9 protein-coding genes and 1 pseudogene are annotated in these 12,075 nt (G+C 59.9%); 9 read left to right on the forward strand and 1 reads right to left on the reverse strand.

The features are described from left to right. Positions 1-20: 20 nt before the first annotated feature. The 9 genes and pseudogenes from KVT39_RS34390 (at position 21) to KVT39_RS38175 (ending at position 9,571) form a co-directional block, all read left to right on the forward strand. Positions 21-1,190 carry a hypothetical protein gene (locus KVT39_RS34390; protein WP_217591167.1) on the forward strand — a complete coding sequence of 390 codons (1,170 nt, stop codon included), beginning with the start codon at positions 21-23 and terminating at the stop codon, positions 1,188-1,190. A 182-nt stretch (positions 1,191-1,372) separates the two neighbouring features. After that, positions 1,373-2,341, forward strand: coding sequence for a DUF2971 domain-containing protein (locus KVT39_RS34395; RefSeq protein WP_217591168.1), 969 nt, complete (start codon positions 1,373-1,375; stop codon positions 2,339-2,341). A 569-nt stretch (positions 2,342-2,910) separates the two neighbouring features. Continuing rightward, positions 2,911-4,191, forward strand: coding sequence for a hypothetical protein (locus tag KVT39_RS34400; protein ID WP_217591169.1), 1,281 nt, complete (start codon positions 2,911-2,913; stop codon positions 4,189-4,191). Between the two features lie 66 nt (positions 4,192-4,257). Then, positions 4,258-5,376: a hypothetical protein gene (locus tag KVT39_RS34405; RefSeq protein ID WP_217591170.1), complete on the forward strand. Its 1,119-nt coding sequence runs from the start codon at positions 4,258-4,260 to the stop codon at positions 5,374-5,376. A 344-nt stretch (positions 5,377-5,720) separates the two neighbouring features. Next, the gene (locus KVT39_RS34410; RefSeq protein WP_217591171.1) at positions 5,721-6,212 is read left to right on the forward strand and encodes a transposase; all 492 of its coding nucleotides are present in this window, start codon (positions 5,721-5,723) and stop codon (positions 6,210-6,212) included. Continuing rightward, positions 6,188-6,538, forward strand: coding sequence for an IS66 family insertion sequence element accessory protein TnpB (tnpB, locus tag KVT39_RS34415; protein ID WP_217591172.1), 351 nt, complete (start codon positions 6,188-6,190; stop codon positions 6,536-6,538). Before KVT39_RS34410 ends, tnpB begins: the two co-directional genes overlap by 25 nt. A gap of 31 nt (positions 6,539-6,569) precedes the next feature. Further along, positions 6,570-8,162 carry an IS66 family transposase gene (locus KVT39_RS34420; RefSeq protein WP_217591173.1) on the forward strand — a complete coding sequence of 531 codons (1,593 nt, stop codon included), beginning with the start codon at positions 6,570-6,572 and terminating at the stop codon, positions 8,160-8,162. Next, a pseudogene (locus tag KVT39_RS34425) lies at positions 8,144-8,608 on the forward strand (GNAT family N-acetyltransferase). The gene KVT39_RS34420 and the pseudogene KVT39_RS34425 overlap by 19 nt, the downstream one beginning before the upstream one ends. A gap of 690 nt (positions 8,609-9,298) precedes the next feature. After that, on the forward strand, positions 9,299-9,571 hold the full coding sequence (locus tag KVT39_RS38175) for a phage integrase family protein (protein ID WP_368858952.1): 273 nt from the start codon (positions 9,299-9,301) through the stop codon (positions 9,569-9,571). A gap of 120 nt (positions 9,572-9,691) precedes the next feature. Here KVT39_RS38175 and KVT39_RS34435 read toward each other — a convergent pair whose 3' ends face one another. Beyond that, positions 9,692-10,591, reverse strand: a complete 900-nt coding sequence (locus KVT39_RS34435; protein ID WP_217591174.1) for a hypothetical protein — start codon at positions 10,589-10,591, stop codon at positions 9,692-9,694. Positions 10,592-12,075 lie beyond the last annotated feature (1,484 nt).

Raw genomic sequence — 12,075 nt, forward strand, 5'->3', positions numbered from 1 at the left:
ACGAAACGCAGGAGGCACGGATGGGCCAGCGGGACGATTTCAGCAAGAAAGTGCGGCAGGCGGTCGCGGCGAATGCCGGCTGGCACTGCGCGTTCACCGGCTGCGGCAAGCTAACGGTCGGGCCGAGCGACGAGGGGGCCGACAGAAGCACCACGATCGGCGAGGCCGCCCATATCCATGCCGCCGCGCCGGGCGGCCGGCGCTACGATGCGACGATGACGCCGGAAGCGCGTGGCGGCATCGACAACGCGATCTGGCTTTGCGCCGACCACGCCCGGTTGATCGACCGCGACGACGTCACCTATACCGCGCCGCGGCTGCGCGCGATGAAACAGGCGCACGAGGACGCCTGCAAGCGGGCCGTGCGCACCGGGCAGGCCTCGCTGGTCGCGGCGGGGCTGCTGGCGATCGGCCCCGAGATCGTCTGTACGGGCGAATTGACACAGGTCGACGCGCGTGGGTGGACGCTGCGGCTCGGGCATTTCCTGATCAGCGATCTCCAGGGGGTCGTCGACTACATCGACCGGTTCGGACGCCTGCCTCCCGAGGATTGCTATGTGCTCAGCAACGAACTGGGCGACGGCCGTGTTCTCGCTGCGGCGCCGGTCCTCGCCAAACAGGACGGCGGTTACCACCTGCGGTGCACGGTCGCGCCCGGTACGGCGCGCGTCGACGTGAGCGACCTCGGCAGCGGGTGGACCCTGCACGCGGAAACGGACGATCTGTATCTCGACGACCGCGGCGCGATCGCCCGCGTCAGCGGCGTGGACTATCTGCCGCAGCGTGTGCGCGAGGTGTTGTCGATGCAACAAGGCGAGAGCCCGCTGCATCCGTCGTTCGGAGTGCGTTTCTTCGAATACTTCCAGGCCTATCGCGGATCGCCGTGGCTCGACCTGCTGCTCAAACTCGAGGTGGTGCGCCAGGCTGCGGTGCCTTACCGCGATCCCCTGGGTAAACAGGAAACCACGCCGCTGCGCTGCGTGACGCGGGTGCGTCAACTTGAACTGCTCGCGGAGGCGCCGGCGAATCAGCGGCTGCCGATCCGGCTCGAGCTGGAGATCCAGGGGCTGGGGCGCTGGGTCAGGGAGATCGCGGTCTACCTGCCCACGGCCGAACAGATGACCGAACTCGCGCAACGGCGGGCGCGGATGGCTGGGCTGTTCGTATCTCCGGGTGGAGCGGCGGGTTGATGCCGTTCTCCACGTCCCGGCGCGCACGTCATGCCCCTCGTTGGGCATGACGCTTGTACGACAGCCAGAACCGGCGGGTCGACTCGAAGAAATGGAAGACGAAAGCCCTGACGGCCGACCTCGAAAAGCTCTTCGAAGGCAGGCTCACCCACGAAACGGTGCTCAATTTCTGAGGTTGCACGATGCGCGACGATTTTGACTACGCGGCGTACTTTCACCCTATATGGGCAGACCTGCGCCCCGCTGACCAGCGTTTTCCGGAATTCAGGCCGTTAATCGCACACTACTGCTCGATCACCACGCTCGAGGCGGTCGTCAAGAACGAGCAGTTTTGGTTCTCGAATCCGCTCTACATGAACGATTACGAAGAACTGGTGTTCGGTCTGGCGAACAGCCGCAGCCGGTTTCTGCAGAACAGTTCTGTCAGGAACGCCTTCAAGACCCCGGAGCGATACGACAGGTTTCGCGAACAGGTTCTCTGGATCTATGACCAGTTCGACAAAGGTCTGCTGTTCGACATATACATTGCCTGTTTTGCCGAGCACGATCCGGCCGACAATGATGGTCTTCTGTCAATGTGGCGGGGATATGGCGCGAATGGCAGTGGCGCAGCCATTGTGTTTAATACAGCGGCGCTAACGGAGATTCCACGTTCACCGCTGCGCATAGACCCGGTCACCTACGGAACGAGCGAAGAGCGGCTTGCATGGATCGATCAGATTCTCGATAAATTCGCCGAACTAGTAGCCGCATGCAACATCCCCGAAGATGCCCTTCGCACCTGCGCCTCAGCGCTCTTTGAGCGGTTTCTCACGTTATCGGTCTTCACCAAGCATCGCGGTTTTCGGGAGGAGAAGGAATGGCGGGTGGTGTACTCGCGGCACTACGATCCTAACCAGATTCTCACGGACATGCTCGGCTACTTCATCAACGGCGGAATGGTCGAGCCAAAGCTGAAATTCAAGATTGCGCCACTCGACGGAGCCGCCACTGGCGTCACGCTCGAGCAGCTTGTTGTGAAAATCATCTTGGGTCCCAACGGTGCATCGGCCCGTTCCACCATGGCTGTGCGGCGAATGCTGGAAACGCTCGGCAAGCCGGTATTGGCCGAGCGTGTCGTGACATCGTCTACGCCGTACCGTGCGAAATAGATCTTGCTCAACGCCATCAATGGGGGAAAGGTACGGAAATCGGCCGCCTAGGACGGCGGGGCGTTAGGATTCCAAATATCTCGCTCGTGATCGGTGACGCACATGACCGCTTTCCTGTGCGGATTCGTTCGCGTTGCCCCAACCGCCATTCGCTGTCGCGTACAGATCCTGACGTCGGGATGAATGCGCAAGCGGGATAAGGAACTTATCACGACAGCACGATAGTCTGCCCAAACTCCGAATTCGCACAACGTTTGAACGGGTTGCCGGCGCTGCAACGGCGCCGCGGGGGAGCCGACATCGAGCGTTGCAAGGCCAAGGCCAGTGACGACTTCAATTCGCGACGTTCAAACTCATGCATTTCCGGTAGTTTCGTATCCTTTGGTCGCCGTCGACTTGCATACTGACAATTTTCCTTCGCAACCGGCGACAAGTTCATTTTGATCAACGGGTCGGGGTAAGAATCTGGTTGGCCCTCTCTCGAGTACCGTCTATGCTTGTGTTACGTACGAGATGTAGGCGTGCGAAGCAGAAACAATCACGATAGATCGGTTCGGCGGGGGATAACAATGATTCGCTTCGCAACAACGGCCGTTCTGGCGGCCGCGTGTGGGGGAGGCTATGTCGTCGCCGCGCATGCGCAGGAGGACGTCACGCTTTACGCGGTCCATGATCGAGCAATTTTCGACGGGAAGTTTGGAAAGGTCGCTCGTGCACAAGCGGCCCTCGACGGCGTGGCGCATGGTTGCGGCTCTCCAGGCCTTAAGGCAGACGGCGTGTTCGGTGCTGGCTCCGCGGGAGTCGTGAAGGTCGTCGCGGCGTGCCCGCCATTGGAGAAGAAGCTCCCTGACGGATCTCCGGCGTTCAAGGGGGAGTTGACACTGGAACTGTGGAAGCAGTTGCTTCCCGACGTGCCTCCGCCTTCGGCCGATGAACGGGCGCAGTCGCTGGTCCTCACCTACGAGGCGACCGATTACGATCATCTCGAATGGAACTTCTGTCAGAGCAAGCCACTTTGGTCGTCTGCTCATCCAGAGAAAACATGCTTCAGCAACGATCGTTCAAGCTTCGTAACCTGGGGGCCGCGTGGCGCCACGGCCGGAGGCGGCCGGGAAGTGCAGTGGATCGTCGCGCGTGTCGATGCTAGCGCCCCCGCTCTTGTTGATCAGGCATTCGGCAGTGAGGCCAGCGCATTGCGCAAGCTCGTTCACTTGAACGGTGAGTCTGCACGCAGGTTTTTGTGCTCCGTTTTCGCGGATGATCAGCGACGGGCGGTGTGGACGAACGGATTTGCGCGTTTCGGTTCGTTCGCTGCTGTGCGCATGGCCTATCAGCAGCACTATGCTTCGCCCGTTAGCGACGCATCGAAAATGCGATCGTTTTTCCAGCTGTATCGGACGCTGGGTGTCGCGCCGACAGAGGTTGACTACGGTTTTTTCCTTGACCGGTCGACTCAGTCGTCACCGCCGGACGACTCTGGTGTCTCGGCTATGAAGATTCGCAAGCTTCTTTCCTCAAAGGGGCTACCCCACACGCCACCCAACGTGCGGCGAGCTTTCTCGCAGTTGTTTCCAACCTCGAATGTGAATGACGATCGCCTGGGGCGTGACGTCGCGTTCTTCGTCGATGCGATATCCGAATCGGGATTGACTAAGAAGGAAGCGCGTGCTTGGAATAGGAAGTGGCGCCTACGTGCGAGTGACGTCGGATTGTCCGACGCGCGGCCGGCTCCATCGTTGTCTACGGTGCCGAGCATTGACTCGCCAGGATTCTCCGAGATCTTGCATCCACTGCCGTCGTGCCCCGAGTCGGTTATGCACCCAGTGCGTCCCCCGAAGCCTGCCGCTTGACGTGTGTTCGCTGCGCCAAGCGGCGGCGCTACTCGATTACAAGAACTCGAAATGACGGGGGAAGTCATGAAACTCACTTACCTGGCAATATCGCTGCCCCTCGTTCTGACCGCCGGCTGCTCAACCGTGCCACGTAGTTTTCAACTGACAGCGAAGCCTTTGATGACGGCCAGCGAGGCGCTGGCGGAGAAGCAGCCAAAACCCGCCACCCCCGATGGAGCTTCGGGTGTTCAGTCCGGGGACAAAAGCGGGACGCCGAGCCGGTCGCTATCAAACTTTCAGGCTGTCAATTCGCTCGTCCAGGATTCTCAATCGAAATGTGCTGATTTCGTCAATTCGCTGTACTCGCAGATGGCCGGATCGGGGTTTGCATTCGATGTGCTGGGGACTATTTCATCTACCTTGGCGACCGTGTTTACTCCGCTCACCGTCGTTCATTCCCTTACCGCTGGCAGCACCGTATTCGGTGCTGCAAAGACTGGCATCAGCGCCAACTATTTGAACACCCTGTCTATTTCGCACGTCGCTCAATCTATACAGTCGACTTATCAGGCTGACATCCAAAAATATATCGCGTATCTGAACGGGCTGGACCAGAATGGGCGGGACCACCTCGACGTCTACGCCGAGAGAAGCATGATCCTTTCATACCACAATGAATGTTCGCTTGCGTGGGCAGAAGGCACCATATCGGTTGCGTTGCAACCCTCGCAGTCAGGGCAGACCGCTACGTCAGGCCGTCAGTCGATCAGTGTGAAATACACGGTGCCGCAGGGTGGTCAATCCGCCGCGGCGGTCGCGGACAGCGTAGCATCCGCGGTCACTGCGAGTAGCGATTTTAAGGCGGCCAACGTAACCGCTTCATCCAAAAATGGCGTCGTCTCGTTTGCAATGAAGAAGACATTTCCGCTGGATGCGATCGCGAGCCCGGGCAAGCCAAATACACAAGTCACCATGGATAACGAGAGTTCCCCCATCACGTTGACGATCAGCGGAACGCCTGCACACGGTGACGTTATCACCATCACGGGAAACCCGACGTCGTCCGGCACCTCGACGTCAGGGGGGGCAAGCCGCAACGGCACGGAGGCAGAGGGCGGGGGTAGTGGCGGAGGGAAGTCAAATAATATTGGAATCAACGTTAAACCCAGTGCTGCAGTGCTGCGCGTACCGGCGCTTCGTTGAGAGGCGGGATCGTCAAGACGGCGGGATAAGGCTGGACATCTCTCGGCGAAACCGCAAGGTCATGACTGACATACGGCATTTCGGATGCGATTCGCTCGCAACTCCGGTCTCCCTTAGAATCCTGTAGTCTGAAACGACACGCATTACCCGCTCAAACCCAGAGTTCTCACAACGCGTGACCGGCACTGCCGGCCCCGCAAGGGGGGGCTGACACCGCTCTTCGCGGCACCGCGCTCGGTGACAACGTTGTTTTGATTGTAAGCGGTCTATAAATGACGCCCTTCCCATGACGGTCGGGAGGTCAGAAGCTAGGTGTCCGCGTGGACACTTGCACTCAGACCTTAATGACAGAGCAACCGAATCTTCGAAACAGACTGGTAGTTGGCCGCAAGCGAGACGGTCGACGCGAATTTGATGAAGCAGCACGGCGGGAGCTGGTCGAGCTGTGCCTGCGGCCTGGCGTGTCGATTGCTCGCGCGGCAATGGATCACGACGTCAATCCGAACCAATTGCGTAAATGGATCGCGAGCCATCAACAACGGCAACTTGCACGGCCATCGGCCGATGAGGTTGTGGCCGACGGCGTACCGCTTGATATTCCAGGGCCAACGTCCCGCTATCCCTCACCTGAGTCGCCGTCTGCATTTGTGCCGGTGATGTCGGCGCCACAGCAGCCGTCACCACCGCGATCGCCTGAGTTGCTGATGGCGATCGCGGTGCATGTACGACTACCCAACGGCGTCGAATTCGATCTTGGGAAGGCGAGCCTTGATGAACTGGCGACGATCGTCCAGATGCTGGGGAGGTTGCCGTGTTCCGGTTCGACGAAGAGCTGAAAGTCTATCTGCATCGCGATCCGGTCGACTTCCGCATGGGTATCAACGGACTGTCGATCCTGGTCGAACACGCGATGCACCTGAACCCCATGATCTCGGCGTTGTTTGTGTTCGGCAATCGACGTCGCGATCGCATCAAGATTCTCGGCTGGGACGGCAACGGCTTCTGGCTGCTGCTCAAGCGACTCGAAGCCGACCGTTTCGTCTGGCCGAACGGAGGCGACACGATCACGCTCAGCGCCGAGCAGTTGCACTGGCTGCTCGACGGCATCGACCTGGCCGTGATCCAGAAGCATCCCCAGCGATATTACGCGCGGATGAGCTGAACACCGCGCGGGTGGCATGGTTTAATCGGTCATGCCGAACAATCCCGTCATGTTGAGCGCCGAGGAGTACGAGGCGCTGATTGCCGCGAGCGTCGAACGCGATGCGCTGCGCGGTGAGCTTCGGCTCGTGACGGCCCAGCGCGATCTGGCCGAAGAGAAGCTACGGGCCTACAAGCACGAACTGTTCGGTGCATCGAGCGAGGCGCGCCATGCCGATCAGCTCGGCCTGTTCAACGAAGCCGAGGCACTTGCGACGGCTACCGACGCACCTGCGCGCGAGGACGTGCCCGGCACATCGGTCGCCGCTCACACGCGCGGCAAGCGTGGGCGCAAACCGCTCGATCCGAACCTACCACGCGAGGTCGTGCGGCACGAACTACCCGAGGCTGAACGATTCTGCGCGCACGACGGCCGTGCCCTCGTGGAGATCGGTGTCGAGACGAGCGAGCAGCTCGACGTGATTCCCGAGCAGGTGCGCGTCGTTCAGCACCAGCGGGTCAAGTACGCTTGCCCGTGCTGCGACTTGGGCATCAAGGTCACGCCTGCACCGGCGCGCATTATTCCTCGCGGGCTGCTCACGGAATCCGCGCTGGCGTGGATCATCACTGGCAAGTACCAGTACGGTATGCCGCTGTATCGCCAGGCCACGCTGCTGCGTCGCTTCGGTGGCGACATCTCGTCGAACACGCTGGCTGCCAGCGTAGTGCGGGTGGGGCTCGCCACGCAACCGGTGATCGACCTGATGCGCGACGCGCTGCTCGAATCGAACTTGATCTACGGCGACGAAACCACGTTCCAGGTGCTGAAGGAACCAGGACGAAGGCCGCAGACGAAGAGTTACCTATGGGCGCAGGTCAACGGCTCGGGGCCGCCCGTGCGGATGTTCTCGTACTCGTCAGGACGCAGCGCCCAACATGCACAGAAACTCTATGCCGGCGTGCAGCCCGGCACTGTGCTGATGACGGACGGGTACGAACTTTACAACGGCATCGCTCACGATCACCAGCTCGTGCATCTCGGATGCTGGGCGCACGTGCGCCGCGGCTTCATCAAGGCCGAAGAGTCGGTGCCGAAGGCCGCACGCTCGCCGGATCTGCTTACCACGCGCTTCGTTATGCTGATCGGCAAGCTGTTCGCGGCCGAGGCGCGCAGCGCGAAGTGGAAGCCCGAACGTCGGCAGCGACTGCGCGCCCGGTACAGCGCCCGCGTGCTCGCCATCATCGAGCGCATGCTGGTCGAGCATCTGCCGGGCGTTGTGCCGTCGAGTCTGCTCGGCAAGGCATTGCAGTACATGAGCAGACAGTGGTCCAAGCTGGTCCTATACGTCGGTAACGGCAACTGGCCGATCTCGAACAATCTGTGCGAGAACGCGATCCGGCCGTTCGTCGTTGGCCGCAAGGGCTGGCTGTTCTCCGATACTGTCGCCGGCGCGCAGGCCAGTGCCAACCTGTACTCCCTCGTCGAGACGTGCAAGGCGAACGGCGTCGAGCCGTATCGCTATCTCGTATGGTTGTTCCAGAAACTTCCGCTCGCGAACATCGTGAGCGACTACGAGGCGCTCTTGCCCTGGTGTTGCCCGCCAGAAAGCGCTGAACAGGAGGCGAGATGTACCCTCAGTTTGTGATACGCGCCGGCCGCCCTTCGGATGCGGACCAGCTCACGAAGCTCGCGTTTCTTTCGAAGGCGCACTAGGGCTACCCCAAAGAATGGCTGGATCTGTGGCACGCCGACCTTACGGTCACACCCGGGATGATCGAAAGCTCAATTGCCTACGTCGCCGAAACCGAAGAACAGATAATCGGGTTTTGGGTCAGGGCCTCGGTTGATTCAGATGAACCTACTCGCGGGTGGCTATTCGTTCACCCTGATCATATGGGTCGGGGCGTCGCACGTGCACTATGGTCCGAACTCAGAAAAGAAGCGGCGGCAAGGGGAATCAAGAGCTTCGTGATCGAAGCTGATCCCAATGCCGTGCCGTTCTATCTGGCGCTCGGCGCAGAAAAAATCGGCGAGAAAGAATCATCCGTTATTCCCGGAAGGCTTTTTCCAATCCTTCGGGTATCTGTCTGACGGGCGCAGTTTATTGATCGCTTACGGAGCAACAGTCGATCCACTACGGATTGCTAGCATGCGAGCTCGCCAATCAAATTCGAGACGAGATTCAGGTGCCGCGTTCGGAACTGGTGGCCGATTACCAACGACACTTTGAAGGCAGGTTCAAAGCCATCGTCGATCGAGCGGATTTCAGTCCCGACGATCTCAATTACTTGCCCGAGTTGATGGGGCGGCTCCACACAAAGCCCGCCGGGTCCGCACAAGCGGGAGCGACTTGAAGTGCGCACGCGGCCAATCCGCGCGCGCTGTTGCGCCTGGCGCCCGCTCACTTCGCGCTGTATCGCGCGTATCTCGAGGGCTTTGACGAGGCGACGCTGCACGCGCACTACGGTCTGCCCGGCACCGACGTGCGCGTCACACGTCGCACGCTCGCGACGCTGCGCGACACGCTGACGATTGCCGCGCGGCGCGCGCGACGTCGATGCCGCGCACCTGCTGCGCCTGAAAACGGGCAGCCTGGCCGCGCGACGCGCTCGCGGGCGCTGCCGAGGGCAGGGCGGCCGGCGAAGTGCCGACGCTCGACGCGTTCCGCGCGACGATCGATCCCGATGCGTCCTACAGCGAGCGCGAGCTCGTCGCGTTGTACGTCGAGACCTATCCGCCGGCGACGTCGCCCGCACTCGCTCGCAAGGTCGCGCGCAATTGGTGCCTGCGCGACCGGCAGGAGGCGGCGCTGACGCGCATGGAGGAGAGTCTTGTCGAGGCCACCGCAAGGCGCAAACGCTCGCCGGCTGCTTCGACGCCAAACTGGTCGCACGGCTCGCGGCCGCCGGCGTCGCCACCTTCGCCGACTTGCTCGCGTTGGTCCGCGCGCGACGCCGGTGCTGGTACCGCGTGGTGCCGCGCCTGGGCGAGCGTCGCACGCAGCGCGTCACCGACTTCATAGCACAGCACCCGGACACGCTCGTGTACCTGTAGCCGCTCACGGTCCGGTGCGCTGGAAGAAATACCTGATCCCGAATTCCGGCTAAATAACGCCCCATTCGCTTTCTCAGGCAACCACTACTTGCTGCAGCCGGAATATCAGAAAATCGCAGTTCAGCAAGCGGTTCCCGGAAATGTACCGATCAGCGGCGGTGGCTGACCTGGGCCGAATTTCGGGCAGGTGCACGCTGTCCCAGGGGGCATGCCTGCGGGCCGGTCGCATGAGGAGACGGGGGTCCCCGGCGGAAGCGCGTCCGGCCGGATGATGCACCGGGTAGTCATGCCGAGCGGACAGGTGCTCGCCGGGATGACGCCGCCAGTGCCACCGCCGTGGGTGATTTGGACAATGTCCTTGCGAATTTCAGGAATGAGTAGAGTGAACGAGTTGAATTGGCTATTGGCAACGGTCGTTACTGGACCGGAACTCTGCCGATAGCAGATCTGGCTAATGCTGACATTGCTGACGACTGTCCCATCCTTGACTACAGGGCTTGGGCAAGCTGCGCCGATAATCTGAGGGTCCCCGATTAGCTTTGTTTCCGTAACAGGCCCGGCAGGTCTGAACCGAAACGTGTAAATCAGAGTATTGCCGTTCGCCTCGGCATTAATGTAAAGGCCACCGCTCTGTTTGCATTGGGACCACGCGGCTATGATCTGAGGATCGGCAACTGCCGACAACAATTCGTGGTAGCCGGAAGAGGCAAAATTCGAACTATTTGCGCCGCAATTTTTCTGCTGCATTTTCTTGTAATCGCTGCTGTTGTAATTGCCGCCAAGCTTGATTGGCACGTCATATAGCGAAAAGCCAATGTCGAGACCGGCTCCGACTTGATCGCCATACTCCGACGCGCTCGAATTGCAGAATGCGCTCTGCATGTCAGCCTCGAAATTCGAAGTTTCTTTGGTCGCGAAGATGTTTCGAACGCCCTGCTCGAGGATCGCGTCACATTCATGGGCCAGCGACGCCCCGGCCATACCTAGGAGGACAAACCCGGCCACGACCGTTCTTAACATTTGGCTCTCCTTTCACTTCTTTGTATTAGGCCCAAGAACTGTAGGCATCCTGAGAGTATCATTAAAGATAGGGTTTTCCCGCCAACCGTGGCAGGCCACATCAGCAAAGCTAATGAACGGGCCTGCAAGTGGCCACCAGAGATCTTCACGCTTCTAATCGACGTCGAATACGAAATGATCCGGCTGTATCACGACTGTATGTCGCTGGTCTTGGCCGGGGCTGAGCTCGGATGCTGCAGGCGGCCGACAAATCAAAACGCCGCGCTGTGATTGCTCGAGGCTAGAACGTGTGCGCAACTACTCGACAGGCAGACCAGCATCCGTATTGGTCATCAATCGTTCGTTTCTTTCATGGATTTGCGCATTTCATTGCACACGAATCTAGGCAGTGTTTTTCTTCTGCGCGGCAATTGATGACGGGGTGACCATTCGCAATGCACTCGTCTGCGTTTGGGCATGAGTTTGCGCAATCAGACATACTGCATTGGTCGGTTTGAGCAAGGAGGATGGCGGAATTCGTCGACGCGGAGTTCCCGAGAATCTGCGCCAAAGGCGCGGCGGTCGCAGCGTTGCCGAAACATGCAAGTATGGCGAGGTGCAAAAGAACAACGATTCGCGCGCACATAGTTTCCTCCGTGCACTTCGTCGGAACAAAGGGGTTCGGCTGTCGCCCGGTGGTGCAGCCACGGTCCTACCGTATACCGCAGCAAGAAACGAGCCAGATCGCGTAGGGCATTGATTTTGTTCTAGTAGATGAAGCGGAGAAATGTCTCGGCGAATGAAATCGAAAAAAATTGTTTCAAATTGGATACGAAAGCAGTCGTCTCCGACGTCCGAATGCACCAGCCATTCCTCCAGTGCCGCGGTCGACTCAATCAGCATACGCTGCGCGCGTGACCAGTACATCAACAAGGCCGTGGGCAACACCATCGCCGGCCCACGGGGCTGAACCACGCGATCCGGATCGATCGTCCGCGCGCGCCATGCCGGATCCTGCTGTTGGCGTTCACAACTGGCGCTAGCGGTGCTCAGTAACCATGCTAACGGCAATCAAGCGCAAATCGCCTAGCTTCAAGGGTTGGGGGAAATGCCGCATTTGTCGCGGTGTTGCCATTACGCAACAAATAAAGCTAGTTCTGCTCACTAACTTCGCTGGCGCGTCAGTCGTGTCCTTGAATTCCGCTAGCGTGCTGTCCGGTACCTCTGCTGGAGTGAACATGGTTGCCCTCCAAGAGATCGGAATTCGAGCAGTGATGGTCGCATATGTGTTCTGGCGGCTTGGGAGAGGCGCACTTTCGCGAAAGCAGGCGGAACGGGCTGCGCAACTACTCGGTGATCGTTGGGAAATTGCGTTCGTATACCCGATTTCCGAAAAGTCGCAAATATCGATGCCGGTCTACGGACAATAAGTAAGCGTGTCCCCAGCACCGTCTCGACTGGGTGAAAAGAAGTTGCCAGAGTAGTCCCCACCAAAGTAGTGGAGA

This window comes from Burkholderia sp. GbtcB21 (assembly GCF_019091065.1).
Taxonomy (GTDB): domain Bacteria; phylum Pseudomonadota; class Gammaproteobacteria; order Burkholderiales; family Burkholderiaceae; genus Burkholderia; species Burkholderia pyrrocinia_C.

Excerpts from the sequence above, each read along its gene's own strand:
- KVT39_RS34435 (WP_217591174.1), bottom strand. The coding sequence starts at position 10,591 with ATGTTAAGAACGGTCGTGGCCGGGTTTGTCCTCCTAGGTATGGCCGGG.
- KVT39_RS34420 (WP_217591173.1), top strand. The coding sequence starts at position 6,570 with ATGCCGAACAATCCCGTCATGTTGAGCGCCGAGGAGTACGAGGCGCTG.
- KVT39_RS34395 (WP_217591168.1), top strand. The coding sequence starts at position 1,373 with ATGCGCGACGATTTTGACTACGCGGCGTACTTTCACCCTATATGGGCA.
- KVT39_RS34410 (WP_217591171.1), top strand. The coding sequence starts at position 5,721 with ATGACAGAGCAACCGAATCTTCGAAACAGACTGGTAGTTGGCCGCAAG.
- KVT39_RS34400 (WP_217591169.1), top strand. The coding sequence starts at position 2,911 with ATGATTCGCTTCGCAACAACGGCCGTTCTGGCGGCCGCGTGTGGGGGA.
- KVT39_RS34390 (WP_217591167.1), top strand. The coding sequence starts at position 21 with ATGGGCCAGCGGGACGATTTCAGCAAGAAAGTGCGGCAGGCGGTCGCG.
- KVT39_RS34405 (WP_217591170.1), top strand. The coding sequence starts at position 4,258 with ATGAAACTCACTTACCTGGCAATATCGCTGCCCCTCGTTCTGACCGCC.